The organism is Brevundimonas sp. UBA7838, from assembly GCF_002500885.1.
Classification (GTDB): domain Bacteria; phylum Pseudomonadota; class Alphaproteobacteria; order Caulobacterales; family Caulobacteraceae; genus Brevundimonas; species Brevundimonas vesicularis_C.
Window position 1 is genome coordinate 1 of the sequence record NZ_DLTK01000043.1, and the last position, 24,358, is coordinate 24,358.

At 63.1% G+C, this 24,358-nt stretch carries 31 protein-coding genes, 1 tRNA gene and 1 pseudogene; 13 read left to right on the forward strand and 20 right to left on the reverse strand.

Annotation, left to right across the window (positions count from 1 at the left end; translation table 11 throughout):
* Both B3T77_RS02890 and B3T77_RS02895 read right to left on the reverse strand, forming a co-directional pair.
* Positions 1-408: pseudogene (locus B3T77_RS02890) on the reverse strand (hypothetical protein); the annotation flags it as partial.
* A 162-nt stretch (positions 409-570) separates the two neighbouring features.
* Positions 571-1,155 (reverse strand): RcnB family protein, encoded by a 585-nt coding sequence (locus B3T77_RS02895; RefSeq protein WP_269219240.1) that lies wholly within the window; start codon positions 1,153-1,155, stop codon positions 571-573.
* A 316-nt stretch (positions 1,156-1,471) separates the two neighbouring features.
* On the opposite strand from B3T77_RS02895, the gene B3T77_RS02900 reads away from it, so the two are divergent.
* Positions 1,472-1,777: a hypothetical protein gene (locus B3T77_RS02900; protein ID WP_039247692.1), complete on the forward strand. Its 306-nt coding sequence runs from the start codon at positions 1,472-1,474 to the stop codon at positions 1,775-1,777.
* Positions 1,778-1,786: 9 nt separating this feature from the next.
* Here the strand turns inward: B3T77_RS02900 and B3T77_RS02905 are convergent, their stop codons facing one another.
* Positions 1,787-2,536 (reverse strand): polysaccharide biosynthesis/export family protein, encoded by a 750-nt coding sequence (locus B3T77_RS02905; RefSeq protein WP_292077044.1) that lies wholly within the window; start codon positions 2,534-2,536, stop codon positions 1,787-1,789.
* 121 nt (positions 2,537-2,657) lie between these two features.
* On the opposite strand from B3T77_RS02905, the gene B3T77_RS02910 reads away from it, so the two are divergent.
* The 4 genes from B3T77_RS02910 to B3T77_RS02925 all read left to right on the forward strand — a co-directional run bounded on the left by B3T77_RS02910 (position 2,658) and on the right by B3T77_RS02925 (position 7,144).
* Positions 2,658-4,097, forward strand: coding sequence for a GumC family protein (locus tag B3T77_RS02910; RefSeq protein ID WP_066551296.1), 1,440 nt, complete (start codon positions 2,658-2,660; stop codon positions 4,095-4,097).
* A 47-nt stretch (positions 4,098-4,144) separates the two neighbouring features.
* Complete coding sequence (locus B3T77_RS02915) at positions 4,145-4,846, forward strand: hypothetical protein (protein ID WP_017506474.1); 702 nt, start codon at positions 4,145-4,147, stop codon at positions 4,844-4,846.
* Positions 4,847-4,964: 118 nt separating this feature from the next.
* A complete protein-coding gene (locus tag B3T77_RS02920) occupies positions 4,965-6,629 on the forward strand; it encodes an FAD/NAD(P)-binding protein (RefSeq protein ID WP_292077048.1) in 1,665 nt (554 codons plus the stop codon).
* Positions 6,630-6,640: 11 nt separating this feature from the next.
* A complete protein-coding gene (locus tag B3T77_RS02925; protein ID WP_292077049.1) occupies positions 6,641-7,144 on the forward strand; it encodes a DUF1543 domain-containing protein in 504 nt (167 codons plus the stop codon).
* On the opposite strand, the gene B3T77_RS02930 is transcribed toward B3T77_RS02925, so the two are convergent.
* The 4 genes from B3T77_RS02930 to B3T77_RS02945 are packed head-to-tail and all read right to left on the reverse strand — an operon-like array spanning position 7,145 to position 11,949.
* Positions 7,145-8,077: a glycosyltransferase family 2 protein gene (locus B3T77_RS02930; RefSeq protein ID WP_292077050.1), complete on the reverse strand. Its 933-nt coding sequence runs from the start codon at positions 8,075-8,077 to the stop codon at positions 7,145-7,147. It abuts the gene before it with no gap.
* A gap of 1 nt (position 8,078) precedes the next feature.
* Entirely contained in the window at positions 8,079-9,011 is a 933-nt protein-coding gene (locus B3T77_RS02935; RefSeq protein ID WP_292077052.1) for a glycosyltransferase family 2 protein, read from the reverse strand.
* Positions 9,008-10,468 (reverse strand): lipopolysaccharide biosynthesis protein, encoded by a 1,461-nt coding sequence (locus tag B3T77_RS02940; protein WP_312184969.1) that lies wholly within the window; start codon positions 10,466-10,468, stop codon positions 9,008-9,010. The genes B3T77_RS02935 and B3T77_RS02940 overlap by 4 nt, the downstream gene beginning before the upstream one ends.
* Entirely contained in the window at positions 10,465-11,949 is a 1,485-nt protein-coding gene (locus B3T77_RS02945) for an exopolysaccharide biosynthesis polyprenyl glycosylphosphotransferase (protein ID WP_292077054.1), read from the reverse strand. The genes B3T77_RS02940 and B3T77_RS02945 overlap by 4 nt, the downstream gene beginning before the upstream one ends.
* A 126-nt stretch (positions 11,950-12,075) precedes the next feature.
* On the opposite strand from B3T77_RS02945, the gene B3T77_RS02950 reads away from it, so the two are divergent.
* Positions 12,076-12,167 (forward strand) — tRNA-Ser (locus tag B3T77_RS02950).
* A 275-nt stretch (positions 12,168-12,442) separates the two neighbouring features.
* Complete coding sequence (locus B3T77_RS02955; RefSeq protein ID WP_088582154.1) at positions 12,443-12,910, forward strand: hypothetical protein; 468 nt, start codon at positions 12,443-12,445, stop codon at positions 12,908-12,910.
* Positions 12,911-12,920: 10 nt separating this feature from the next.
* On the opposite strand, the gene B3T77_RS02960 is transcribed toward B3T77_RS02955, so the two are convergent.
* The 6 genes from B3T77_RS02960 to B3T77_RS02985 form a co-directional block, all read right to left on the reverse strand.
* Positions 12,921-13,694 carry a hypothetical protein gene (locus B3T77_RS02960; protein WP_088582153.1) on the reverse strand — a complete coding sequence of 258 codons (774 nt, stop codon included), beginning with the start codon at positions 13,692-13,694 and terminating at the stop codon, positions 12,921-12,923.
* Between the two features lie 58 nt (positions 13,695-13,752).
* Entirely contained in the window at positions 13,753-14,391 is a 639-nt protein-coding gene (locus B3T77_RS02965) for a hypothetical protein (RefSeq protein WP_088582152.1), read from the reverse strand.
* A 48-nt stretch (positions 14,392-14,439) separates the two neighbouring features.
* Entirely contained in the window at positions 14,440-14,925 is a 486-nt protein-coding gene (locus tag B3T77_RS02970; RefSeq protein ID WP_292077060.1) for a hypothetical protein, read from the reverse strand.
* 80 nt (positions 14,926-15,005) lie between these two features.
* A complete protein-coding gene (locus tag B3T77_RS02975) occupies positions 15,006-15,383 on the reverse strand; it encodes a hypothetical protein (protein WP_088582149.1) in 378 nt (125 codons plus the stop codon).
* Positions 15,384-15,737: 354 nt separating this feature from the next.
* On the reverse strand, positions 15,738-16,313 hold the full coding sequence (locus B3T77_RS02980) for an ArdC family protein (RefSeq protein ID WP_292077063.1): 576 nt from the start codon (positions 16,311-16,313) through the stop codon (positions 15,738-15,740).
* Between the two features lie 32 nt (positions 16,314-16,345).
* Complete coding sequence (locus B3T77_RS02985) at positions 16,346-16,519, reverse strand: hypothetical protein (RefSeq protein ID WP_292077064.1); 174 nt, start codon at positions 16,517-16,519, stop codon at positions 16,346-16,348.
* A gap of 505 nt (positions 16,520-17,024) precedes the next feature.
* Between B3T77_RS02985 and B3T77_RS02990 the strand changes: the two genes are divergently transcribed.
* The 3 genes from B3T77_RS02990 to B3T77_RS03000 are packed head-to-tail and all read left to right on the forward strand — an operon-like array spanning position 17,025 to position 18,762.
* A complete protein-coding gene (locus B3T77_RS02990; protein WP_292077066.1) occupies positions 17,025-17,948 on the forward strand; it encodes a hypothetical protein in 924 nt (307 codons plus the stop codon).
* Positions 17,948-18,481, forward strand: a complete 534-nt coding sequence (locus B3T77_RS02995) for a hypothetical protein (RefSeq protein ID WP_292077068.1) — start codon at positions 17,948-17,950, stop codon at positions 18,479-18,481. Before B3T77_RS02990 ends, B3T77_RS02995 begins: the two co-directional genes overlap by 1 nt.
* Positions 18,478-18,762: a hypothetical protein gene (locus B3T77_RS03000; RefSeq protein WP_292077070.1), complete on the forward strand. Its 285-nt coding sequence runs from the start codon at positions 18,478-18,480 to the stop codon at positions 18,760-18,762. Before B3T77_RS02995 ends, B3T77_RS03000 begins: the two co-directional genes overlap by 4 nt.
* A gap of 2 nt (positions 18,763-18,764) precedes the next feature.
* Here B3T77_RS03000 and B3T77_RS03005 read toward each other — a convergent pair whose 3' ends face one another.
* The gene (locus tag B3T77_RS03005; protein WP_292077072.1) at positions 18,765-19,226 is read right to left on the reverse strand and encodes a hypothetical protein; all 462 of its coding nucleotides are present in this window, start codon (positions 19,224-19,226) and stop codon (positions 18,765-18,767) included.
* A gap of 113 nt (positions 19,227-19,339) precedes the next feature.
* On the opposite strand from B3T77_RS03005, the gene B3T77_RS03010 reads away from it, so the two are divergent.
* Positions 19,340-19,480 (forward strand): hypothetical protein, encoded by a 141-nt coding sequence (locus tag B3T77_RS03010; protein WP_292077074.1) that lies wholly within the window; start codon positions 19,340-19,342, stop codon positions 19,478-19,480.
* Between the two features lie 404 nt (positions 19,481-19,884).
* Positions 19,885-20,103 (forward strand): hypothetical protein, encoded by a 219-nt coding sequence (locus tag B3T77_RS03015; RefSeq protein WP_292077076.1) that lies wholly within the window; start codon positions 19,885-19,887, stop codon positions 20,101-20,103.
* A gap of 48 nt (positions 20,104-20,151) precedes the next feature.
* On the opposite strand, the gene B3T77_RS03020 is transcribed toward B3T77_RS03015, so the two are convergent.
* Both B3T77_RS03020 and B3T77_RS03025 read right to left on the reverse strand, forming a co-directional pair.
* Positions 20,152-20,367 carry a hypothetical protein gene (locus tag B3T77_RS03020; protein ID WP_292077077.1) on the reverse strand — a complete coding sequence of 72 codons (216 nt, stop codon included), beginning with the start codon at positions 20,365-20,367 and terminating at the stop codon, positions 20,152-20,154.
* A gap of 53 nt (positions 20,368-20,420) precedes the next feature.
* On the reverse strand, positions 20,421-20,762 hold the full coding sequence (locus B3T77_RS03025) for a helix-turn-helix domain-containing protein (RefSeq protein WP_292077079.1): 342 nt from the start codon (positions 20,760-20,762) through the stop codon (positions 20,421-20,423).
* A gap of 51 nt (positions 20,763-20,813) precedes the next feature.
* On the opposite strand from B3T77_RS03025, the gene B3T77_RS03030 reads away from it, so the two are divergent.
* Positions 20,814-21,221, forward strand: a complete 408-nt coding sequence (locus tag B3T77_RS03030; protein ID WP_292077081.1) for a hypothetical protein — start codon at positions 20,814-20,816, stop codon at positions 21,219-21,221.
* 271 nt (positions 21,222-21,492) lie between these two features.
* Here B3T77_RS03030 and B3T77_RS03035 read toward each other — a convergent pair whose 3' ends face one another.
* The 4 genes from B3T77_RS03035 to pilV form a co-directional block, all read right to left on the reverse strand.
* Positions 21,493-21,771: a hypothetical protein gene (locus B3T77_RS03035; RefSeq protein WP_292077082.1), complete on the reverse strand. Its 279-nt coding sequence runs from the start codon at positions 21,769-21,771 to the stop codon at positions 21,493-21,495.
* Complete coding sequence (locus tag B3T77_RS03040; RefSeq protein ID WP_292077085.1) at positions 21,768-21,959, reverse strand: hypothetical protein; 192 nt, start codon at positions 21,957-21,959, stop codon at positions 21,768-21,770. Before B3T77_RS03040 ends, B3T77_RS03035 begins: the two co-directional genes overlap by 4 nt.
* A gap of 65 nt (positions 21,960-22,024) precedes the next feature.
* Positions 22,025-22,465, reverse strand: coding sequence for a hypothetical protein (locus B3T77_RS03045; RefSeq protein WP_137721796.1), 441 nt, complete (start codon positions 22,463-22,465; stop codon positions 22,025-22,027).
* Between the two features lie 3 nt (positions 22,466-22,468).
* Positions 22,469-24,217, reverse strand: a complete 1,749-nt coding sequence (gene pilV / locus B3T77_RS03050; protein WP_292077092.1) for a shufflon system plasmid conjugative transfer pilus tip adhesin PilV — start codon at positions 24,215-24,217, stop codon at positions 22,469-22,471.
* Between the last annotated feature and the right edge of the window lie 141 nt (positions 24,218-24,358).

The following is a 24,358-nucleotide window of genomic DNA, read 5'->3' on the forward strand; positions in this document are numbered from 1 at the left end:
CCGGTCAGGACGCTGGCCGCCGGTGTGTGTGCGATCGGGACGGTTCCAGCCGCCTTCCGGCCGGTCAGGACGCTGGCCGCCAGTGTTTGGGCGATCAGGCCGGTTCCAGCCGCCTTCGGGACGATCCGGACGTTGACCGCCAGCATTGGGACGTTCGCCACCCGACGGGCGCTCGGGACGGGGCGTATCGTTTGCGGGGCGGCTGGGACGTTCCGGGCGAGGCTCGCGCGGTCCGTCCTCACGACCCATCTGCGGGCGCTCGGGCCGATTCATGCCGCGGGCGCGCCCTTCGCGCTGCGGCCGTTCCTGCTGAGCCTGATCCTGTTCCTGGGCGAGGGCTTGCATCGGAGTTGCAAGCGGGCCGGCGACGGCGGCGATGGCGGTGAAAGCCATCAGGAGGCGTTTCATGGTCTTTGGTTCCTGCACGCCGTGTCTCCGGCGGCTTGAGGCGATCATCGATCCGTGGCGATGAACCCAGGCTGAACACTGTTCGCAATCAAGGGGCTGTCGGAAAAAGGAGAACCCCGCAGGCAAGACCTGCGGGGTTCGATCGTCCGGTTATGACGGGGCTTAATAGACGCCCGAGAGGACGCTGGCGATCAGGCCGCTGGCCACGGCGATCAACAGGATGTCGTTGCCGGCGTGGACGTAGCGATAGCCGCGCGGGGCTTCGCGAAGGCCGTAAACATAGGGGTCGCGGACGTAGTAGCTGCGATACTGTGCCGGCAAATAGCCGCCGGTGCGCCAGCGATAGCCGCTGTAGCGCGGCTCGACCCGGTAATAGCCGTAGCTGGGCGCATACCAGTAACCCGAGCGCGGACCATTGTAGCCCCGGAAGTCCGAGCGGCCGCGCCACCAGTTGCTGTTGTTGCGGTCCCAGCGGTCGTTGCGCCAATCGCGACGGTCGTCCCGGCGTTCCGCCCAGTAGTCGCGACGGTCGTCGCGGCGATCACGACGATAGTCCTGGCGGCTGTCATAGCGACCGTCGCGCCAGTCGCGGCGATCTTCACGGCGTTCCTGGCGGAAGTCGCGGCGGTCGTCACGGCGATCCTGACGATACTCGCGGCGGTCGCGGTCCTGGGCCTGAACGAGCATCGGCACGGCCGTGGTCGACAGGGCGAGGGCGACGACGGCGGCCTTGGTGAGGCGGTTCATCTTCGTGCTCCATGCTGGGCCGCCGACGGATGTGCCGATCCGACCCGTTAATGATGAGCAAGGTCGGATCTCGCGCCTGAATGCCCGCTGAACGATCCCGTCAGGTTTGCAGCGCGCGCGTGGGCCGCGCCGACGAGGGGTGAACAAGAGATTTATCAGAGATTTCCGAGGTCTGAATCGCGTCGGAAGTATTCATTTCTGCTTTACTGAAAAGTACGTGCGACCCGTTTCGCTGTTAACTTTAACTTCAAACCACCGGTATTTGATGGCGTCTCAGAGGCGGGCCCAGAAGGGCGCCCGTTGAGGAGATACGGTGATGAACGCGCAAGAAATGGCGCACGACCTGCAGGCCCACGACGACGGTCTGCCCCTGCCGACCCCGGACATGTCCGGCGACGACCTGTTCAAACTGGGCATGATGTATTCGGCCGGATCGGGCGGTTGTCCGATGGACCGGGTGTCGGCCCACATGATCTTCAACCTGGCGGCCATGAAGGGTTCGATCGAAGCGCGCGTCTATCGCCGCGAGATGAGCCTGGAGATGGAACGCGAGGAGATCGCCGAAGCCCAGAAGGCTGCGCGACGCTACATTGACCAGGGCGTGGTTCAGTTGGTCGCCTAAACGACTGGCTCAGAACTGAGCGTAGCCGTTGCCGTTCGATCCGTTGATCGAATAGCTGAAACCGATCGGCAGGGCGGCGCGCACCTGGGTGAAGAAGGCCGCCAGTTCGCCCAGCGTCGAACGCGGCACGAAGACGATGTCGCCACGCCGCAAGGGCACGACCTCGCCGCGACGCGGACGCAGGTCCACCACCCGCATCATGCGTGAGCCGCCCGGACCGCGACGGATCAGGGCCACGCTTTCCTGACGCGACGTCGGGGCGAAGCCGCCCGCCTGGATCACCGCCTGATAGGCGTCCAGACCGCCGATCATTTCGAAGACGCCCGGGTTGCGCACCTCGCCATCGACCCAGACGCGGATCGGGCCGGCCTGGCGCAGGGTGACCTCGACAACAGGGCGCACCAGCTGGGTAGCATAGGCCGCAGAGACGACCTGCTGAAGCTGGGGCAGGGTGCGATCCGCCGCCATGACCGATCCGATCAGGGGCAGGGCGATGCGACCATCAGGACCGACCTTGAGCGTGCGCGTCAGCTCCGAGGCCGTCGGCGTCGCCACCTCAATCTCGTCGCCGGGATACAGCAGATATTCCGGCTCCTGGTCCGTCCAGGGGGCGAAGGGCAGGCCGGCGAGCTCGTCGTAGGGCGACCGGTCGGCGCGCCGAGGATCGGGAACGCCGCCGGCACCGCCGCAGGCCGCCAGCGAGGCGGCGATGGAGGCTGAACCCAGGGTCAGCAGAAACAGGCGGCGATCGGTCAGCATGGGAATCGGTCGGCCTCGACGAGGGATATCAGGCAACCTCGCCGGTTATGGGTAATCATCGGTTAACGCCGGTGGGCGAAGGGTGACGACAACACGCCTTTCAAGGGATTCGGCCCGCCCGATGCGCTCCACCGCACACGTCACCACAAGGCCGCGCTACGGCGTTCTGGACGTGATCGGCCTGTTGTTCCGCGAACTGCTGCTGATGATCGTCGTCTTCGTGGTGATCCTGGGGCTGGGGTTCGCCGCCGCCATGACGCTGAAGAAGAGCTACACCGCCACCGGCTCGGTCTTCGCAGGCGTGGGGCAGGAATACGTCTATCAACCGCGCGTCGGCACGGCCGAGCGGGGCCAGGCGCCCCAGGGCGACGAGGTCGCCAACTCCGAAGCCGCCATCCTGGGCTCCAGCGCGGTGCGTCAGAAGGTGGTCGAGGCGCTGGGTCCCGCCGCCATCCTGGGCGAGCCGCCCAAGGGCAGTCCGCAGGCCGCACGTTCCGCTGCGCTGAAAGCCGTCGGCGGCGGCCTGGGCGTCGCCACGGCGCCGGGCAGCGCGGTCATCCACCTGACCTACAAGGCCGACGATCCCGAACGGGCGGCCCGGGTGCTGAACACGATCATCGAGCAATATCTGATCTATCGCCGCGAAGTCTTCCAGGACAAGACGCCGGCCATCGCCAGCCAGCGCATCGCTTTCGAGGATGAACTCGGTAATGCGGATCGGGCTTATGAGGCTTTCCTGGCGTCCAATGATATCGGCGACTTCACCGCGGCCAAGGCGACGCTGGCGGCGACCTATCAGACGGTCTTCACCGACCGGATGTCGACCCAGAGCCAGCTGAACCAGACCGCTCAGCGGCTTAACACCCTGGTGGCGCAGCAGGCGGGAACGCCGGCGGAGGTGGCACTGCAGCAGGATCTCAACATCTCGGCCCAGGACCAGGTGCTGCAACTGCGCACCGAGCGCGAGCAGTTGTTGTCGCGCTATCAGCCCGACGCCCAGCCGGTGAAGGACATCGAGGCGCGGATCAATCAACTGCAAGCCTATGTCGCGACCGGCACGGCCGTTGGGGCGAAGGAAGTCCGCACCGGGCCGAATCCCGTCTGGACCGAGCTGGAGACCACGCGGATCAACACCCGGGCCGAGCGCGACTCGCTGGCGGCGCGTCTGGCGGTTCTGGACCGGCAGCTGGCCGATATCCGTTCGCGGCAGGCGCGGCTGACGGCGCTGGAATCCGAGAACACGACGCTGGCCGGCAATCGCGAGGTGCTGAGCGCCTCCATCCGAGAGTTCCAGCAGCGCGAGACCCAGAGCCGCGCCGACAACGCCCTGGTCGCCGCCGGCGCCGACAACGTCACCGTCATCGAACGCGCCCAGCCGCCGGCGACGGGCAAGAGCCTGAAGATCCCGCTGCTGGCGGCGGTCTTCCTCTTCGCGGGTTTCACCGCCCTGTGCGTCGGCCTGTTGCGCGTGTTCACACGGCGCGGCTTCACGACGCCGGCCTCGGTCAGCCGTACCCTGGACATGCCGGTCCTGGCCGTCGCGCCGGCCAAGGCGGCCTAGCGAAAGTCGTGCTAGGCTGAGGGCTTAGGGAGCGCCTTGGCGATTCGATGGTCGACCTGACTTCAGAAATGGCGGGCCTTTGGGCGGCGCTGGGACCGGCGCCGGCGCACCGCGCGCGCGTGATCCAGTTCGCCTCCGCCGCGACCGGCGAGGGCGTCTCGACCGTTGCGCGAGAGTTCGCCCGATTGGCGGCGGTGCGGGCGCGAAAGCCCGTCTGGCTGATCGACGGCGATCTGGCCCAGCAGGGGCAGTTGGAGACGGTGTCGGCCGAGCCGGATCGTTTCGGCCAGGTCGGAAAGGCCGCGCAAGGCTCGCCCGACGGGTCAAGCTTTTACGCCGTGACGCCGCGCGTGACCGGGCGCGACGGAAAGCCGGTGCCGGACTCGCGACTGTTGACGGCGCGGTCCTGCCTGGGCGGCCGTCTGTGGGTGACGCATTTCCACATGGAGGCGCTGCGATCCGGACACCGGGTCGAGGCGGTCGGAGAGCCCCGATATTGGGAGGCGCTGCGGCCACACGCCGACACCATCGTCATCGACGCGCCCGCCGCCGACCGCAACGACATGGCGATCATCCTGGCCCCCTTCGTGGACATGACGGTCCTGGTGATCGCCGCCGAAAGCACGGCCGCACACGCGCCTGTCATCCTGCGCGACGAGATCGAGGCGGTGGGCGGCAAGATCGCCGGCGTGGTCATGAATCGCTCGACCTACAAGGCGCCGGGGTTCCTGCGGCGACTGATGGGCTAACGTCTTTCTGAGCGACATTTTCGACGTCCGCTTTCGCACATTTAGCAAGAAAATGAAGCATTTGGGCGATACTCGGCGTGGATGCGGCGCCTTTGCGCGTCTTGCGCATTGTGTGGCCATGACAAAGTCCGTCGCATTCGTCGGAGCGGGGCCGACGACGCTCTACGCCCTCCATGCCCTGCTGTCCCAAGGCGTCGTTTCGGCGCGGGTCACGGTGTTCGAGGCGCGAGAGACGGCCGGTTGCGGCAGCCCCTACAGCCCGGTCTGGAACGACCCGGCGATGCTGTCCAATATCGCCAGCATAGAGATCCCGCCGTTGGAGCACACGTTGGCCGATTGGCTGTCGGCACGAACGCCCGCCGAACTGGCAGAGCTGGACGTGGATGGGGCGTCGCTCGATGAGCGCACCTTCGTCCCGCGTGTCGCCTTGGGGCGATACTTCGAAAGTCAGTTCGCCACCCTGGTTCAGCAAGCGCGCGCAAAGGGCGTTCTCATAGATGTGCAGACGGGATGCCGGGTCATCGACGCTGCGAACCGCAAGGACGGTATCGAGCTGACCTTCACGTCGCCGCCGTCGCGGAAGGTCGCCAAGGCTGTATTCGACCACGTGGTTCTGGCGACGGGTCACCAGTGGCCGTCGCGGCCGGACGCCCAGCCCGGATATTTCCTCAGCCCCTGGCCCGCATCTGACCTCGCGGATGTTCCGGCGACGCAGATCGGCATTCGGGGGTCGTCGTTGACGGCCATCGATGCGGCCGTCGCCCTGGCCACGTCGCACGGGGACTTCGTTCGACAGGATGATCGGCTGATCTATCAGCCCGCGTCCGATACCGAAGATTTTCACATCGCCATGATGTCGCGAAAGGGACTGTTGCCCGAGGCGGATTTCTATTTTCCGCTGCCGCATCGCCCGCTGACCTATTGTACGCCCGAGGCTGTCGCTGCGGCTGTGGCGTGCGGTCCTGACGGGCTGCTGGACGCCGTGTTCGACCTTTTTCGAGCCGAACTGATCCATCTGGATCCGGACTACGCCGCCGAGACGGGACTGCATGACGCGACGCTGGAAACCTTCGCCGAGAGCTATTTCGCGCGGCGGGCATCGGTTGATCCCTTCGTCTGGGCCGCCGCGAACCTGAAGGAGGCGCAGGCGAACCATGCCGCAGAGGTGACGGTGGCCTGGCGCGACGGCATCCTGCGCATGCATGAAATCGTCGCCGTCATCGTGCCCCATCTGGACAGCATCCAGTTCGAGCGGTTCAGCCGCGCCTTCAAGCCGATCTTTGTCGATATCTACGCCGGTGTGCCGCACGAATCGATCGAGCGGATGCTGGCGCTGCACACCGCCAGACGGCTGAATGTCATCGCGCTGGGCGACGACCACGATGTCGATACGCGTTGTCCCCAAGGCGGCGCGCGCGTGACCATCGGTGACACGACGCGCCACTTCCCGATCTTCATCGAGGCGACGGGGCAAGCGGCTCTGAGCGGCATCCAGTTTCCTTTCTTGTCCTTGTTGGAGCAAGGGATCGTGCGTGATCAGGTTGCGAATGACGCGCCCGATGTTATCCGGGGGATTGCGGTCGATGACATGTTTCGGCCGGTCGACGCGCCTCTGCCGATGGATCGGCTGTTCTGTCTCAGCCTGCCGTTCATCATGGGGCGGCATCCCTTCGCGCAAGGGATCACCAGTTCGCACGAAATGGGCGGGATCGTCGGTCGGCGACTGGCGTTGATCCTGAATACCGCAAAGCCTGCGGTCGATCTTGCCGATACGGCGGCCTGACGCGAGGACGAATGAAGCTGTTTGCGATCTACATCGGCGGAGAGCACCCCGGCGCCAATATCGAGGTGCACGATATGCGGTTCCTCGTCGCCCCCACGATCGAAGTGACGAAAGACGCCTTGCTGGCGCAGTGGTGGGGACGTGAAGGGACGCTGCACATCGACTGCTGGTCTGAGATTTCGCAGGCAGACGGCTATGAGGTCAGTCTTCTGCCCACGCCCTATCAGGGCAAGGAGAAGCTCTATTACGTCAACCTGGGCGGCTACGATGGGGTAGCGTTCGCCGAGCAGCACCGCAATGTCTTCGTCGTCGCCGATAGCCTGCCGGCGGCCAAGGCGCGCGCCATCAAACTGGCCAAGGGTTGGACGGACGCGCACCGGGACGAGATGTATGAGGCCGAACAGGCGTTTGCGCTGGACGACGTTGCGGGCGGCGAACGCCTGTATATTCACCTCAAGCCCAGCCTTATGAGGGGCGATCCTGACTTCACCTGCCGCTACATGCCAATCCGCTGATCAGGCCCTAAGGCGCTTCAGCATCGCCGCGCCGTAGAGTTTCGGCTCGAAGCCTTTCGTCCAAAGGACCTTGCCGAGACCACGCGCGCAGCGGTCATAGGTGTGGGCGCGGTCGGGACGACGAAGGAGGGCGGACATCAGGGACGCGGCGCCCCAGACACCGGCTTGGGCCAGACCGACCAGCATCCATTTGATGACACCGGGCCAGTCGCGACGGTCGGCGGCCATCTGGCTCGGGCTCTGGCCATAGGCGAAGGCGCGGGTCAGGGCGTAGGTCAGCGTGGCGCGGTGCGGCGGTGCAAACTCATCCACCCAGGCGTCGGCGGCCCAGCCGAAACGGCCGCCGCGCGCCGACAGGGAGGTGAACAGCCGGTCGTCCTCGCCGCCCGTCTCGTTCATGGCGACATCGAAGGGGGCCTCGCCGGGCAGGGCGGTCGCGCGCACCATCAGGCTGTTCCCGCAACCGTGGATGTCGTCGGTCAGGCCGGTCTCGCGCGGGCCTTCGCGGCCGAAGAACCGCTCCAGATAGGCGGTGGTCCAGCTGGTGTTGTCCGGCACGCGCCCGCGAATGGGGCCGAAGACGACATCGGCGCCGGTCTGGCCTTGCGCGTCCAGCATGGCACTGAGCCAGCCGGGGGAGGCGGCCTCGTCGTCGTCGAGGAAGGCGATCAGGGAAGCGTCCGTGGCGGACAGGCCGACGTTGCGTGCGGTCGCCACGCCGGGGACGGGGGCGTGGGCGTAGGACAGTGGGACGGGCGCCTCGGCGCGCAGTCGCTCGATCAGGGCGGCGGCGGACCCTTCCGGGTCGTTGTCGGCGATGACGATGGCGGCGACGCGGTGCAGCGATCCGGTCTGGGCGAAGACCGAACGCAGAGCCCGCTCCAGGCTGTCGGGGCGGCGCAGGGTCGGGATGATGACGGCGACATCGCCCATGTCAGACGGCGTCCGCATAGACCGCGGCGCGGTAGAGCCTGAGCGCGAACGCGCGGGCCTTGACCGGCAGGGCCGTCGTCAAGGCGGCCTGTTTTATAAGGCGACGCGCCAGCAGCAGGGCGGGCAGGCTTTTCAGGGCGCGCGCCGCCTTGTAGCTGGGATAGGTCCGGACGATGGCGGGGTGCAGGGCGACGACGCGGGCGAAGTTGGCGGCGCCCTGATCGAACTTGCGCGCCAGATCCTCGACCGTGTCGAGGCCCATATGGGTGGCGGGATTGTCGATATGGACGACGGGAAAGCGGCGCGAGACGCGCATGGCCCATTCCACGTCCTCCCAGCCCCAGCCGCTGAAACCGGGATCGAAGGATTCGGCGGCGAAGACGTCGCGGCGCACCAGCAGGTTGGAGGTGTAGACGTATTTCTCGGGCGTCAGGGCGCGCTGGGACGCCGGCAGGCATTCAGACGCGCCGGACAGGGCGCGGTGGACGGCGAACCGGGCGTCGGTCGGCGCCTGATCGAGAGAGAAGCCGCCGAAGGCCACAGCGGGAGCGTCATCCTTCGTCAGTCGCAGCCAGTTTTGCAGGAAGACGGACGTGTCGGGCCGCATGTCGCTGTCGAGGAACAGATAGGCCTCGCCTCGGGCGGCGGTGGTCAGGCGGTTACGGCCCCTGGCGCGCCCTTCGTTGGCGGCCGAGGTGATCAGGCGGACGGGCAGATGCAGGGTGTCGGTGGTCGCCTGAAGCCGGGTCGTCAGATCGGCGTCGGCGGTGCCGTCGTCCAGCAGGATCAACTCGACCGCGCCGGACAGGGCGGGGGCCTCGGTGTCCAGTTGGCGCAACAGGCCTTGCGGATCGTCGCGCAGGAAGGGGATCAGGACCGAGATCGTCGGCGTCGCCTGAGCCCAGGCGGCGTTGTCGTGAATCTGGACGCTCACGCCGTCATGCTCCGGCGCGCGCGGATCAGGCGCATGAGGACGTCACGCACGCCTGCGGCGTTCAGGGTCAGGGCGACGACGGCATAGACGAGGCCGCCCACGCTCGCGTCCAGCATCAGCTCCATGAAACCGCCCAGCGGCGGCATCATCCAGACGACCCCGGCCATGACGGCGGAGGCGATCCCGCAGCGGATCAGCGCCTCCCAGGGCATGGGCAGGGCGATGGCGCGGCGGCTGAGCAGGATACAGGCGATCAGGCCGATGGCGAAACTGGCCGTGGTCGAGACGGCGGCGCCGGTCACGCCCATGCGGGGGATCAGCATCAGGTTCAGCGCGACGTTGCACAGGGCCGGGATCGCCATGGTCACCAGCAGCAGGCCGGTCTTCTTACCCAGGGTGAAGCCGAAGCCGAAATAATAGGCGATCATGCCCGACAGGAAGGACGAGGCCGCAATCCACGGTGTGACCAGGGCGGCGGCCGCGCGCAGATCCTGGCCGATCATCAACTCCGCCAGCGGCCGCGCGACCAGCGACAGACCGACAGCGGCGGGCAGACCGATCAGGATCAGGGTCGATCCCTGCTCGATGGCCGTCTGACGCAGCGCCTCACGCCCACCGCGCTCCAGCGCCATGACCATGGCCGGCGCACCGGCCGCGCCCAGCCAGATGAAGATGACGTCCAGCGTCCGGTTCGCCAGGCTGTAGCTGGCGTGATAGGCGCCGACCGCCGCCGCATCCATGAAGGCCGCCAGCAGGAACCGATCCGTCGAGGCCAGCACCAGCGCCAGCGTCAGCGACGCCGCGATGGGATAGCCATACAGGGCATAGGCCTTGAGCCGGACGCGATCCAAGGTCCCGCCCGTCGCATGTCGCAATTCGCCCGGCAGGATGAAGGGGAGGGCGAACAGGGGGGCGATGGCCAGACCCAGCAGGGGCGACGCCGCGCCGGCGCCGGCCAGGGCGAATCCGGCCCCGACCAGAAAGCCCAGGATGGCGACGCCGATGTCCACGGCGGCGGATTTCGACACCTCGCCCGCCGCGCGATACCGCTCCTGCGCCAGCTTCGCGAGGTTGCGCACGGGCGCGCCCGCCAGGCCGAAGGCGACGGCGATCTTGAACGCCGGCGTCAGCGGCGCCAGCCACACGATCAGGGCCGCGATCGGGGTGAAGACGGCGATGATCGTGAACGACGTGCGGTACAGACTGGCGAAATGGGTCGCCATTCCCTCGGGTGTGCGCTCGGCCGCCCAGAAGCGCGCCATCGACGCCTCCAGCCAGGTGAAGGTCACGGTGTGGGCCAGGGTCGTGACCGAAAACGCCAGGGCGTAATGGCCGAAGTCGTCGGCGCTGAGCAGGCGCGTAAAGACGAAGATGGTCAGGAAACCGACCACGCCCTGGACGATCTGGGCCGGCAGATAGCCCCAGACGCCGCGCCAGAACATGCGCTTCTCGCTCAACGCACGGCCGCCCGGTCGCCCAGCAGGACGGGAATGGTGATGGCGATCACCCAGAGGTCCAGCCAGAAGGACTGGCGCTCGATGTATTCGATGTCCAGTTGGACGCGTTCGCGCACCTGGGCCTCGGTGTCCACCGGTCCGCGCGAGCCCTTGATGGCGGCCCAGCCGGTCATGCCGGGCTTGATGCGGTGGCGATGGGCGTATTCGGCGACCAGCAGGGCGGATTCGGTTTCGCCGGTCTTCATGCCGATCGCGTGAGGGCGAGGGCCGACCAGGGACATCTCGCCGGACAGGACGTTGAAGATCTGCGGCAGTTCATCCAGGCTGGTGGCGCGGATGAAGCGGCCGACACGGGTCACGCGGTCGTCGTCGGCGCAGACCTGGCGGCTTGCGGTCGCATCGGCGGCGGCGTGGCGCATGGAGCGGAACTTCCACACGACAATGGTCTCGTGATTGAAGCCATGACGGCGTTGGCGGAAGAAGACGGGGCCGGGACTATCCAGCCGCACGGCCAGAGCCACCAGGGCCATGATGGGCGCAGCGACGACCAGGGCTGCGGCGCCAATCACCAGGTCCTGCATCCGCTTGTTGAAGGCGCGGCGGTCCGGGTTGGCAGGACCATCCAAAGACGCAAGCGGCGCATTCGCCAGCCTGTTCAGCAGCCCGTCGCGGCCCAACTCCGAATCGACCAGGACCGTCAGCGGATTGGGCAGGGCGTTCAAGGTCTGCGTCAGGTCGCGCACGCGCTGGCCCGCCTCGGGATCGATGGCCAGCACGATCCGGTCGACATAGGGCGTCAGCCGGTGGGTCAGCAGGGCCTTGGCGGTCCCCAGCACCGGCACGCCGGCGACGCTGTCGGGCGATCGGGCCAGCCGGTCGTCGAACACGCCCAGCACATTCATGTCACGCCGCTCCAGCGCCTGTTCGATCAGACGTCGCGCGTGTCGGGTCGCGCCGACGATGACGATGTTGGGCGACAGCACGTCCAGCCGACGCCAGCGTGCAATGACGACCAGCCACAAGCCGTGCAACAGCGCCACGGCGGCCGTCGTCGTCAGCGCCCAGGGCGCAATGACGTCCAGTGCCGGGCGGTCCATCAGCCAACCCAGCACGAGCGCCACGCCGGCCGAGACGACTCCCACGCCCACAACGCCCGTCATATGCAGAGGCCAGGGCGTGTCGCTCCCGAATCGATAAAGCTGAAGCGCGCGCATCAGCACGAGCACCAAAACGGCGCCGACAACCACGGGCGCGGCGTCGCCGACCGTGATCGAGGCCAAGCCCGTCGGCTGGATCGTCAGAACCGCGCTGAACGCCAATCCGCAGACCATTAGCACGTCGATCAGCCGGAAATAGTGCGCCGACAGCCGCACGGACGATCGCTCGCGCGCATTCAGCCAGATCTCCGGGCGGAACGGCCCGCGCGACGGCCGGCTCTTTAGCGGCGGGTTGGCGGCGAGACTGGCGGGACGGTCGAGCAACAGGCGATCCAGGAGCGAATGACGGCCGCGATACTGCCGCTTTGGCCTCTATGTCGCGTTAACGTGGACGCTTTCTCGCGAACCGGATTGCGCGACGCATCAGCCTCCGCTATCGACGCCCTCGCAGGAGACGTGGCCGAGTGGCTGAAGGCAACGGTTTGCTAAATCGTCGTACCCCGTAAGGGGTACCGAGGGTTCGAATCCCTCCGTCTCCGCCATTCATTCCAAGCAAAACCAATAACTTACGGCCATCGGGCCGGATCGTGCCGTGCCAGACGCGCCAAATGGCCCGTTTTTGGCACGGTTGGCACGGTTTCAGCGGGGAAATCTGGCACTTGGCACGGTTTCCCCGCTCTCCATTTTCGTAAACGAAATCAGCAACGTGGCCCATGGTTTGGCACGGTTGGCACGATTTTCAGGCCCGCGCCGCCGGGCTTGGCACGGTCTGGCACGGTTTCGGTGATACGATTCGAGGGTTCAGGGAGGGAAAGTCGTGATCGAGCTACTGTCAGCACTCACGTTCGCGGGCGCACAGGTCATTGGCGAACCAACGGAAAAGTTTGCCGTCGAGATCGTCCACCACGGCGAGGACCGAGGCGGACAACAGTTCGTATTTTTGCTGCGAGACCAATTCAGACGCTCGGCTTCCTTCCGAGTCACCAGCGAAGGGCCGCAGTTCAAGCTGTTCGTCACGAGCATGGACACCAGCACAATCACGGTCGGTCCATCCACGACCTACGCAATCGTATTGACCGCATCGAAGGCTGGAGAAGGCTTCGGCTATCCCGAGGGCTACATAACGAGTGCTGTATACTCGTGCCCTATCAGATCGCTTTCAGAGTGCGCGGCGACCGCCTACGCCGAAGTCGGGGCCGAACTGGAGTTGGCTGAAAAGGAAGCGCGAGCGGCTGCCAACGAAGCGATTGAGCAGATGTATCGGGACACTGCACCACGACCGTGAAACGGATCATTCAGAATGGAATGTCGTCGTTGAGATCGTAGCTTTCACGCGGGCCTACTGGGCGAGGCGGCGGCGGGGGCGGTGTGGCGATCCGGGCATCAGTAATCTGTTTGATCGGTGCGGGCAAAGCCAGTGCCCGTTCTTCGTCCTCAATGCTCTTTTGATCGTGGACGGCTGTGATTGTCTTGTTGGCGAGGGCCTGAACCAACTCATACGACGCCCAAACTGCACCCGGCTGACCCAGCAAATCGACTATCAGATAGGTCAGGGCCATCAGGTTGACCCGCCGCTTATCGAGTTCCGCTTCAAACGCGGCAAGCTTGGATCGGAGCGACGCCTTTTTACCTTCTGACAAATCGGAGGCGTCAATCGCTCCCTTCAAGCCGTGGATGTAGCCTCGAATGTCATCTTTCACATTGTCGGCGATCCTTACCGACGCCCTTTGGCCCCGGAGCGAGTTGCCGATAACGAGTTGAGCCATGTAATGGTCGAGGCGAGCCTTGAACCTGCGATGGTCATCAGGTCCGAAGTCTTTGATGTCCGGTATTTCAAGGCTCGCAAACGGCTCTACATCGTAGCTTTTCGCGACACCGATCAGGGTGTTCATAAAGCCGTGTCGGGCTTCGTTGATGGCTTCCCAACCGTTATTGTCATCCACATCGTGTCGCGACACTTCGCCGGTCAGACGCGACGATGCTATTCGAACGATCTCGCCGAATGCTGCTCGCGCGTCCTCCGGTAGGGCGTCGATTTCTTCCTGCGTCACGAAGTCAAAGATGTTCATGCTGGCATGATGCTCGGCCGAACCGCGTTAGTCCATGACCCGTGCTGTGACTCGACGGTTAGAGTTCGAGGATCATCGGGAAGCCCATTCCAATCTGCGCGGCCCTCTGGGCTACTTCGGTCGTGCTGACTTCGAACCCATACTTTTCGAAAACGGCCCGAAGCGGTGGGTGGGCTACCATAAGCGAAATCCGCTTGGCCCCTTGGGATTTGGCGACCTCGGTAAGCCGTTCGATGAACTCGGGAAAAACATGAAGTCCGTGCCAGCCGCGATACTCTGACGAGGGGTCGTCTTTCGAAACGGGCTTGTCGTAGTCAGAGAATTCCACATCGCAGATGTGAATGTCATTTGGGTAGCACCGAACAAGGGACACATCCGCAAACGACGATGTTTCACCGGGGCGATACATCGAAGCGGTGAAAACCTTTGTGACGGGTGCTGCGCCCAACTCTTTCTGAACGAACGAGTAGATGCCATCCTTATGGTCAGCGTTCTCGGTCCAAGGAGCGATCTTGAAGGGCTTTTTCGCCAGTCCCCGATGAACCATTTCGTCCCAAATGTAGAGGCACAATGGGGGGACTTGTGAGGGCTTCTTGGCCTTCCAGTCTTTGACGTTTGTGGCGATAATCTCGGTTGTCGCGCCCGGCACGAGGGTCTCAATGCTGTCCTTGGGCAGAGCGTGAGAAAGTTCGATCATTGTGTTCCTCCGGTTGAGCGTTGCTTTAATCCCGCTCGCCGAGGTTGTCTAACCCATGTCTCCTCGCCGTAGAAAATAAGCTTCGGCATAATCCGCCGCTTCCACGATCTCGGCTTCCAGCGTGACCAACAGGTTCTCAAGCTCGTGCAGCCGGGTCCGGGTCTTGCTGATTTCGGATCGGGTGGTCTGGGCGTTCGCATCGGCGCGGCTGAACAGCAGCAGCTTTTGAGCCAGCATCCGGGGCGACAGTTCCGCGACATCGCCGACCAGACCCACATCGGCCACGGCGACGCCGGTTAGGGTAGAGGCCAGCCAGTCCCGCACCTCTTTGACTTCCCTAAGCGCAGGTAGCCACGCGGGCTTCGAATGAAACACGCGATCTGCAAACTGGTGAAGCTCGACCGCCGCCGCGCGGCTTCGGCGCCTAACCAAAAGCTCCGCATCTGGTTCATCGGCAGACAGAGCGACTTCGGCCGCATGGTATTCAGCCAGCGCGGGGGTGACGTATTGGTCGAAAGCGTCGGACAGGTTCATGGGCCGAGTTTCACGCGATCCAGACAAAACAAAAAGCCCCCGGATTGCTCCGAGGGCTTTGCATCTGCGGCGTGATGCGATCAGTCGATGCCGGGCAGTTCCTTGCGAACGCGGTCGCGACCGCCCGCCTTCTCCCACGCGCCTTTACGGTGCCGGGCGGCGGTTTGGGTGATGCCGAGGGACTTCGAAGCGCGGTTGTAGCCCGCGCCGTCATCGAACAGGCGATAGAGGACTTCGACGCCGCGTTCCGTCAGGTTCACGCCGTTCTCCGTCTTGTTCTTCGGGTCTTGGCATTGCGCCAGCGTCGGGATTTTCACCGACGCGACAGGGTGCGCGCCGGAGTCCCCGGTGAGGGTGTCCAGCAGGTCGTCGGCCGCTTGGTTCACGACATCAATCATTTCCTTGCGGAAGCTCTCGACGATGGCGGCGATGGATGCGGAGTTGTTCAGGTCAGTCATGGGAAAGGAGTCCTTTTCCGAATGGCCCGTGCACCTGATTGTGCACGAGTGCCCCACACGCTGTGTGCTGCACCCCCTGTCTACACATAGTAGCCCCGTGCATCAATGCCTGACCGTGCTACGCCGCCTCGCGCCGCCGCCGCAACCCCGCTCCCCCGTAGTTCAGGAAAGTCAGGCGCCGAGCAGGATGCGAGCGCGTGACGCCCTGTATTATAGAGGGAGCCAAAATAAGGGTCGAAACACCGTATTTGAGGGGTCTCCCTCTATTATAGAGGGAACGGCCAAAGGCCCGTATTTCAGGAGGGGTTCACCCTCTATTACTATAGTAGGTATTGAAGGGTATAATAGAGGGAGCTACCCGCCCCCGGAAACTACACGAGCGAAGCGGAGCCGGTGGACCAACCAACGAGGCCCGGCGACGAAGCGGAGCGGGATTGCAGGACGGCATTGCCGACCAGACCCTTGCCCTTGGCGTCGCGAGCGTCGAACGGCGCCGTGAACGCTTGGAACGGCCGTCGCCGCGACAGGCGCGGCCTCATAGAAGCGTTCCGGCAAATGGTCGATTTGCTCGACGTTGAAAACCGCATAGCCCTTGGCAAACAGCCGGGTTTCTTCCTCGCCGGTTTCGTCCTCTTTGGAATACGACCCCCAATAGATCACCGGCGACGACTTCTCGCCTTTGCGGACGCATCCCCCAAGCTCTTTGGCCTGATTGAAGGTCATCCAAGTGTGATGGCGATAGCCCTTCATTTCGGCCGCGCCCCAAAGCAGGGCGACGTTGATCCCCCGATACGCCTCCCCGTTGGCGCGGGTCGGGATTGCAGGAAGGCCGCACGATCCGGCCTCCCATTGCGGCGCCCAAGGGCGGACGCCAGCCTCAAGCATGCCGATGATGGAATCCGTGACGGTTTGGTAGATGTCAGCTTTCATTGTTTTAATCCGTTGTTTGCGTTGACGCGGGTTTAGGCTTCGCAGAACAGCCAGCCGTTGACCGACAGGCGGTCGCCGGTCACGTCGCAGATGGCTTCGAAGGTGGAGTCGAGATCGACATCCGGGCGGACCCAGACAGTCAGGTCATAGTGGCCGCCGGTCAGTTCGATCAGGCGGGTGAAGTCGCCGGGCAGTTCGGTAAGCATTGAGGTCAACCTTTGCGTTGATGCATTCGATCCCGCAAACCTGAATCACTGAATGCATGTTGTCAACGCAAAAAATGTCGTCAACGAAAAAGGCAGGGTCTAACACGCGCAAGGTCGAGACCCCATCGCGTGCGCGTTTAGATCACGCGCGAGGATCGTCGCTCGATGTGCTGGCGCATTGGGCCTGACGATCCCGCATGGCCTATGTCCCCTGACTTACGGGAACGAGGGCAAGCGATCACAAGGGTTTAGCGAGAGCGTCGGGCAGACCGTGCCCGAAACGATGCCAAGGCATCGCATCGGAATCGGAAACGCGGCTCCCCGCGCATCGCCTATGCCGTCCCGCGCTGGCCAGCGTCGAGCCTGACGGTCCCCGGACGATACCCCCACCGGGGGGCTGACAGTTGCGGGATGCGTATATTCCCCACTTCGGATACGCGACCCAAATTTCAATCTGGATTTTGGGCCGTGCAGTTGCCACCCTCGCGTGTCTCGGGGGAGAGCCATGACGACAATCACGGAACCACTACTAATCAACGACTACCGTCGCGACTGGGTGCGTAAGGTTGTCGCCGTCCAACTCGGGGATGATCACCCGCAGTATTCAGATTACGAGTATCTGGTGAACAGGGCGTCGGAAGAAGCGGCGGTGCAAGCGGTCGCAGCCGGTCACTATCCCGAAACCTCGGGTGATCGTTGGGAGACGGCCCCGTTCGACCGGTATCTGCACGACGCTATCCAACCTATCGAGAATATCTACTGGAGCTTTCCAAGAGACGATGACGACCGGCGTGGGCGGGTCTGGAGGCACAGGGACAGCATGATCCAAGACGTAAAGGGCAACCGTCTCCCAGAATTCATGCGGATCGACATCGAACAAGCGGCGGGTGCCTACGTCAACGCTCCTGTCAAAACCGCGACCGTAGATAGGCTCATGGTCGATCTGCTCGTCGGGATGGAGTTCGCGCAGTATGCTCAAAGCACCATCAACGCTCCGCACGTTCCGCTGCTGGCGCCCAACGTCCTAAAGCGTAATCTCATCCTCGAATGGCTCGGCGGCAGGATCATCGCCGCGATCATGGGTTTCGTCGGCTACGCGATCTTCTGGGGCCTTCATAAGATCGGGTTGTTCCCCGAAGACTGGCTGTGGCTGGTCGGCCTGATCCTAACCTGCCTTTGGCTGCTGGAGGCTGCGTGGGGGACGATCATGCTTCCGAAGGTCTGGATGGCGTCGCGGAAGGCGAAGAAGACGATCCTCGGCCTCCTGAACCACATGAGCCTTGCCTATGCCTCACTGGCATCCTCGGGGCCGATCAGTGCACAGCATGTCACCGGTCTATTGAACCGAGGCACAGAAGCGGGAGTGATCTGGCCCGGCCCGCTGCACGTTCTCATGGAGGACATCAATGCTCGGGGAGGACGGTTCTAATGTGCGTCGTGAACTGGACGCTCGTTCTCGAAATTCTCAAAGCCCTTGCGACACCTTTCGTCGCGGCCATCGTCGGCTGGGTCGCTTATCAGCAGTGGATCACGGCGAAGAACAAGCTCGCCCTCGACCTCTTCAGTCGTCGCTACGAAGTCCACAAGAAAATCACTGAACTTCTGAAGGCGCGCTCAATGGAGGAAGGGATAAAACTCGGTGTGCCAAGATCAATCTTCGAGCCGACATCGCAAACGGTGCTTGACCTGCAAGAAGCAATCGCAGAGGCGCGCTTTCTTTTTGGTCAGGGCGTTTATTCCAAGCTCAATGAGATCGCCAAAGAGACCGATAGCATGATCACAGCCCGAACGAGGATGCTTCAGAAGTTCGACGATCAAGGTCCGCTGCATGACGAATGGATGAAGATTTGGCAGAGCCACCTGAACGAGATCGCGGGCTTGACCAAGGACTACAACGCTCGCGTGGAACCTTACATGATGCTCGATAAGATCAGCGTCAGTCGCCCGAAAAAGGTTAAATGAGACGTTTGACCGACGACGAGTGGACAGTCACTCGCGAGCCGTTCAGCTTCGTTCGGGCGACTTATGCTGACTGGCCTCCGAAGCAACGCTACATGGTCGCCGCTTGGCTCGATCACTACGAGGCGAGCGGTTGGTTCTACGAGACTGGACAAGCCGTGGTCTTCGAGCGCAGCACCGATGCCTTGGCTTTCAAAATCTGGATCACCAGCGATCCGTTTGGGTTGGCTCGCAGAATTCGGCCGCAGGTCGCCGCCGCGATGGCTCTTTTTGAGTTGGACTGAACCTATTGGTTCGCGGCGTTCGCCGCCCGTTGCCAATCGTCGAACGCTTCGAACGCTTCGATAAATGTCACCGAGACCTTGGAGCGGTTGCGAGCGTCTGGGGAGCAGGTGCCACCGCTGACGATAGCTGTGTCGTTGACGTAGGCGAGTTCGGTGAAGCCATCATCTGGCGTGATGACCAAGGTCTGGGGAAGGGTCTCCGACTGGATTACGATGTTCCCGAAATCGTCCTCACTCCATCGGTTCTCTTGACCGCCGAAGCAATACTGACCGCAACGCGCGTAGGACCAATTCACCAAATCCACTTCGGCGCGCGACGCCCCCGGAGCAACGCCGCAAACTCCGCTCTGGCAGGCCGATCTTGCCTCGGACACGCATGTCCAAAGCGACGGTAGATCGGGCGATTGCGCCATCGCGACGGTAGGCATCATCAGGCAAGCAAAAGTGGCAAGAGCTTTCAACATGGTCCCTCCCTTACGGGCGCGGCAGCGTCAATAGCGACCTGCGTTATCCGCAGTCTGTGGACCATCATGCCAGCCGTCTTGCAATGAGAACAAGACGAGAACATGTTGAGCCGATGTCTGACGACCGCCAACCAACTCCCGCGCAGTGGGCCGCCGCCAAGAAGCGGACTGAAGCGAGGATCGCCGACGCGCTGCTGAAGGTCCGTTATCGAGAACAGATGGAGGCGATGAAGAAGACGGATCGACCCGTCTGATGAAGTCGAAGCCACCCGAGTTATGGACGCCAGAGACGGTCACAGCCCGTGACCTCGTGACGGACTCTGCCATCACCGTCCTCGTGACGTGCGAGGGCTGTCGGACCCATCGTGAGATGAACATCTGGAAGGTCGGGGCACGGTTAGCGGACGACTACCTTTATAGTCTACGGTTCCGTTGTCGGACCTGCGGGATGTATCCGACGACGATGGAGATCGGGCGTCGCAACTCCAGTCGAGGCGAGAAGCTATTCAAGATCGCGCTGCGCCCGGCGGCTTGGGACGAGGGGCACGACGAAGCCCAGCGGCTGGCGATTGAGCGAGCGAACCGAAAGTGGAGCAACCTACAGCGGTAGGGTTGGGCTGGACATTGCAGCCAACCTGAAGTTTCAATAGCCGACGTTATGGGACGCTTGCTTGAACGCCTTAAGGCGGGTTCGTCCGCCTACAACGTGGAGCCGACCGGCGAGGGCGGCTTCATTCTCGTTCGTGACGACGACCACGCGGAAGAGTTCACGGAGCTTGTTCGTGATCTCATCAACCGGCCCACGGACGAGTTCGTCATCCTGCCGACGAGCGACGGCCATATGGGTTATGAGCGGGCTGTGATCCTGCCTCTCTGATTGCCTTTCGAGTCGGGGTTCGTCGTTGGCCGAGTGGAGCCGATGGTTTCAGTTCAGCCGCATGATCTCGGCTGACACATATAGCCTCTCGGGTCCGACCTTTGGGAAAATGGCGAAGCCTCTGTCCTCGACCTCGTAGAGGTGCGCTACCAGCGTATCGAACTCTTCTTCACATTCCGGGCGGGGCTGGATCAGGATCGCGCCTGACAAATGCACAACGATGTGAATGTCGCTACCGGCGGCAAGATCATCATATGAAACCATAGCTTCGCAATATGTCGAAGCTGCGGACGCCACACAAGTCACGGTAGTTGCTCCTACTCCTTGCGTGTGAACTCACGGATCATGGCCACAACGGCATCCCGCTCGGGCTGACGGAGTTGCGCCCATAGCTTAAGGATGGCGCGTTCGGAAGGTGATCGGCCGTTTGGATCAGGGTCGTCGTAAAGGTCCGCGACGCTACAATGGAGAGCGTCTGCGACCTTCAGGAGTGCGGCGGCGGACACGCGGTTGACCCCGCGCTCATACTTCTGAACTTGCTGGAATGTGACGCCGATGGCCTTGCCGAGTTCGGCCTGTGTCATGCCGAGGGCTGCTCGCCGATCTCGGATTATACCGCCGATCTGAACATCGACTTCTGTAGCTGTGCCGTTTGCCATGCTGGGAATATATGCGGATTTCCGGCGAGGCGTCGCTGACTAAATATCAGCATGATCCTTTCCATTCTGACCGGCGGCATCGACCTGCCGAAACTCTCGACCGAAGTCGCCTCGCTGCGTCTCGCTGTCGAGGAAACCAACGCGGCCTTGGCTGACCACATCGTGAAGGCCAATGCTCGCATGACGACCATCGAGGGCGTCGTATCGGACAATGTCGAGACGCTTCGCATGAAGCTGGATCGTCTGGACAGTGAGATTGAGAACTGCACGTTCGGCGACGCGCGGGAGCGTGAGGATGGCTTCACGCCGCGCGGCCTGTCCGGTGTCGTGTCGGACCTCTCAATTGGTTTTTATCGCCAAGCTGGCGAGATCGAAGCGTTGAAGAAACAGGTCGAAGCCCTGACGGCTGCGAAGCTATCGGAGGTGAAGGCCCGCAAGGCTCCGAAGAAATCAGGCTGACCGGCTGGCGCGCTTCCGTTCAAGAAGCGAGACCGCTCTCTCGATCTCATGCATTCCGGCGTTTCGATCCTCAACAAGATCGAGGCGCAGTCGTATGATGTCGTTGTCCAGTTCCTGAGGCCGAGGACGTATCGCCAGACGTAGCGGACGAAGTTGATGAAGGATCGCTGGAGCTTTTCGCGGGGCGTTTCGGGGCGTTGTTTCAATCAGTCATGGCATGACCCAACCGCCCGCCGGTGAAGGCGAGCGGTCGGTCTGCGAGGGGCTTGGGTTATTGGGGCGTCATCCCCGACAGCACCTCGTCGTCGAGGTCGAGGTCTGCGAGTTTCGCCGTGAGATCGTCGAGGCGCGGCGATGTCGCCGAGGCTGCGACGCCGTTGTCCTTGAGGAACTTGATGGCTTGGGCGATCAGTTGAGGCGAGATCGCCTTGCTGGGGTCGCTTGGGTTCTCTTCGGCGCGGATGGAGGCGCGGGAGAGTTCGTTCGATAGCAGGAGGGCGACGACGGCATGAAGCTGGTCCATCGCCTTTTCAGAAGCGCGGTTGCTCATGACTTGAAGAGGTCCACGAGGAAGCCCGCCAGACCGCCGAGCGCGGCGGCGACGCCCATGAGCCAGAACTTCGCGTTTTCGAGTGCGCGCGTCCGGGTTTCGAGGTTGTCGTGCTTTCCCTGCAAGGTCTCCATGAACTTCATGTAGGTGCCAAGCTGGCCTTTGATTTCCCCGAGGATCAGCACCAAGGCTGGGTCGGAGTTCGATGTGTTGTGAGTGGGGTCCATTAGACCTTTCGATTGTGGGGGGAGGATTAGATTTGATCGCCGGAGGTGTATTGAAAATCGAGCGATAGTTCGTAGGTCTGACCGCCGATCACTACCGAGCAGTAGGCGTTGCCGAAGCTCTGATACATGAAGCCGTTGGTGTTGTAGGTCGGCCCGGTGAAGACGGCGGTTGATGCCGTCCCAGAGACCTCGTTGCCCCACGAATAGGATGAGGGAGCGAGGTAGGGATTGACCGAAATTCCGAAGGTGATCCGGTCATACTGTTGCTCGTTCCATTGGCCCCAATTCGTCCGAACCTGTTCGGAGGATTGGACGAAGATCGTGACGGTGCGGGCCGACCAGCCCTTGCGCCATGTCCCTCCCGATTTCACCCAGACCTCTTTCGCGGGCTTCCACGATCCGTTGTTTTTGACGTGGACGGCTGTGGCGGTGCGCCAGCTTCCGCCCGATCTGACGGTGATGCTCATGCGTCACCACACGATGTGAACATCGCCGTCGTTGCCGCCCGAGGGAGCCGACTGCGAGTTGGTTGTTCGGGCGACACGTCCCCCGTCCGGGTAGGTGAAATCAACCGCCCGCATTTGACCGCCAGTGTAGATGTTCTTGTCCTGATAGACGCGCATCCAACTGCTGTCCTGCATGAACCAGCCGCCGCCGTGGTTCTCCCAATAGATGCCGTTGCCGGAGCCACGGACCCTGAACCAACTGTTGCTGCCGCCGTAGATTTGACCCCCGAAATAGGCGTCGTTGTTGTCGAGGTTGATTTCCAGCGGCCAGCCACCGCCCGTGCTTTCCCAGCCGGTCGCATTCGTGCCCGATCCACGCAGGACATAGAAACGGTTGCTGTTGACGTGGATCATCGCCGAGCGGTGATCGCTGTCTTGCAGGGTGATAGTGGGCGCGTTGGATCGGATGAAGACACCCCCATCCACGTCGCAGTTCCCGATGGCGTTGATGCCGTATTCGTGGATTTTCAGCTTCGTGACCTTGGCTTTTTGGAGCCAGAGTTCGTTGCCGTCCGACGAGAGGCGGTTGACCCCGAGGTTGCCGAAGTTTCCCTTGTCCCCTTGGACACCGATGTAGAGCCAAGCGTCCGAACCCATGAAGAGGGATCGGGCCGCGACGTTCTTCCAATGGAAGGTCAGGGCCGGAGCATAGGCATGGCCGGATTGTGTATTGCCGACGTTCTGAACTTCTTGGATTTCCATCCCGCCGTTCCAGACATCAACTGTAGCGGTCTGCGAATAGGCGTGAAGTCGGCCCGTGAAGAAGCCGCCCCCGTCGCCGTTTCGACGAACGACCGTGTAGGCCCCGCCGTCCATGTTCGTGTCAGTCCAGCTAACCTTGCTTGAGGGAGTGAAGTTGGACGTGTCCCAAGGCGTAGCCCCGGCGAAGGTGGGGCGACGGTTCATGATGATGTCTTTGAAACCGTCGATCTGAAGGCTTGAAGTCGCGGCGCCAACGACGCCGTTGATCAGCACATGACCGGGCCTTGTGGCGTGGTCCTTGCCATGCAGGACGATGACTGCACCCGTGTCGGTCCAGCCCTGTCCGCCAGCCAGAACCCAAGCCGCCGAGTTGCTGTCTCGTCGGAAATAGGGGTCAGAGCCGGTCATGGTCAGACTGTCCTTGACGGTGATCCCGCCATTGAGTGTCTGCCCGCCGGTCCATGTGTTCCCGCCAGCAAGGTTGCCCTTGGCATTCAAAGCAGCCTGAAGGCCGCTGACACTGGCGATGTCGGTGGGGAAAATCGACGGGCGATCCGTGATGGCAGTCCATGCGTGAGCGTGGCCGGTGTTCGACTTGCCGTCGAGCGCAGCCTGTAGGCCGCTGACGTTGGCGATGTCGGTCGGGAAGATCGTCGGGCGATCCGTAATGGTCGTCCACGCATGGACGTGGCCGGTCAGGGCGCGAGCGTCGAGAGCCGCCTGAAGGTTCGTAACATCGGCGATGCCGTGGCCGTGGCCCGTGTTCGATTTCGCATCCAGAGCCGATTGCAGACCCGCTACATTGGTGATGTTGGAGGGGTAGAAGGACGGCTTGTCCGCGATGACGGACCAGACCGGCGTCACGTCGCCTTGGAGGGCCGCGCGGATCGCGGTCAGTTGGGCGTTGGTCGTCTCAAGTTGTTCGAGAAGGCGAGCCTTCGCGGTCAGCAGACCGGCTTCTTGAGTGACGAGGGTTTGATACTGCTCCGCAGCGGTTTGGGTCTGGGACATGCGTCTCCTGAATATTTTGAAGGGGTAGTGATATTTAGCCGTGGGACCGGCCCGTTAAGGCCGGTCTCATGGTCATGCCGTAATGATGGGTTGGTCGCCGCCGCCGCCGCCGCCGGGGTCGGGATCGTAGCCGCCGCCACC

Coding starts and splice junctions, on each gene's coding strand:
- B3T77_RS02895 (WP_269219240.1), bottom strand. CDS start 1,155: ATGAACCGCCTCACCAAGGCCGCCGTCGTCGCCCTCGCCCTGTCGACC.
- B3T77_RS02900 (WP_039247692.1), top strand. CDS start 1,472: ATGAACGCGCAAGAAATGGCGCACGACCTGCAGGCCCACGACGACGGT.
- B3T77_RS02905 (WP_292077044.1), bottom strand. CDS start 2,536: ATGCTGACCGATCGCCGCCTGTTTCTGCTGACCCTGGGTTCAGCCTCC.
- B3T77_RS02910 (WP_066551296.1), top strand. CDS start 2,658: ATGCGCTCCACCGCACACGTCACCACAAGGCCGCGCTACGGCGTTCTG.
- B3T77_RS02915 (WP_017506474.1), top strand. CDS start 4,145: ATGGTCGACCTGACTTCAGAAATGGCGGGCCTTTGGGCGGCGCTGGGA.
- B3T77_RS02920 (WP_292077048.1), top strand. CDS start 4,965: ATGACAAAGTCCGTCGCATTCGTCGGAGCGGGGCCGACGACGCTCTAC.
- B3T77_RS02925 (WP_292077049.1), top strand. CDS start 6,641: ATGAAGCTGTTTGCGATCTACATCGGCGGAGAGCACCCCGGCGCCAAT.
- B3T77_RS02930 (WP_292077050.1), bottom strand. CDS start 8,077: ATGGGCGATGTCGCCGTCATCATCCCGACCCTGCGCCGCCCCGACAGC.
- B3T77_RS02960 (WP_088582153.1), bottom strand. CDS start 13,694: ATGAACATCTTTGACTTCGTGACGCAGGAAGAAATCGACGCCCTACCG.
- B3T77_RS02965 (WP_088582152.1), bottom strand. CDS start 14,391: ATGATCGAACTTTCTCACGCTCTGCCCAAGGACAGCATTGAGACCCTC.
- B3T77_RS02970 (WP_292077060.1), bottom strand. CDS start 14,925: ATGAACCTGTCCGACGCTTTCGACCAATACGTCACCCCCGCGCTGGCT.
- B3T77_RS02975 (WP_088582149.1), bottom strand. CDS start 15,383: ATGACTGACCTGAACAACTCCGCATCCATCGCCGCCATCGTCGAGAGC.
- B3T77_RS02980 (WP_292077063.1), bottom strand. CDS start 16,313: ATGAAAGCTGACATCTACCAAACCGTCACGGATTCCATCATCGGCATG.
- B3T77_RS02985 (WP_292077064.1), bottom strand. CDS start 16,519: ATGCTTACCGAACTGCCCGGCGACTTCACCCGCCTGATCGAACTGACC.
- B3T77_RS02990 (WP_292077066.1), top strand. CDS start 17,025: ATGACGACAATCACGGAACCACTACTAATCAACGACTACCGTCGCGAC.
- B3T77_RS02995 (WP_292077068.1), top strand. CDS start 17,948: ATGTGCGTCGTGAACTGGACGCTCGTTCTCGAAATTCTCAAAGCCCTT.
- B3T77_RS03000 (WP_292077070.1), top strand. CDS start 18,478: ATGAGACGTTTGACCGACGACGAGTGGACAGTCACTCGCGAGCCGTTC.
- B3T77_RS03005 (WP_292077072.1), bottom strand. CDS start 19,226: ATGTTGAAAGCTCTTGCCACTTTTGCTTGCCTGATGATGCCTACCGTC.
- B3T77_RS03010 (WP_292077074.1), top strand. CDS start 19,340: ATGTCTGACGACCGCCAACCAACTCCCGCGCAGTGGGCCGCCGCCAAG.
- B3T77_RS03015 (WP_292077076.1), top strand. CDS start 19,885: ATGGGACGCTTGCTTGAACGCCTTAAGGCGGGTTCGTCCGCCTACAAC.
- B3T77_RS03020 (WP_292077077.1), bottom strand. CDS start 20,367: ATGGTTTCATATGATGATCTTGCCGCCGGTAGCGACATTCACATCGTT.
- B3T77_RS03025 (WP_292077079.1), bottom strand. CDS start 20,762: ATGGCAAACGGCACAGCTACAGAAGTCGATGTTCAGATCGGCGGTATA.
- B3T77_RS03030 (WP_292077081.1), top strand. CDS start 20,814: ATGATCCTTTCCATTCTGACCGGCGGCATCGACCTGCCGAAACTCTCG.
- B3T77_RS03035 (WP_292077082.1), bottom strand. CDS start 21,771: ATGAGCAACCGCGCTTCTGAAAAGGCGATGGACCAGCTTCATGCCGTC.
- B3T77_RS03045 (WP_137721796.1), bottom strand. CDS start 22,465: ATGAGCATCACCGTCAGATCGGGCGGAAGCTGGCGCACCGCCACAGCC.
- pilV (WP_292077092.1), bottom strand. CDS start 24,217: ATGTCCCAGACCCAAACCGCTGCGGAGCAGTATCAAACCCTCGTCACT.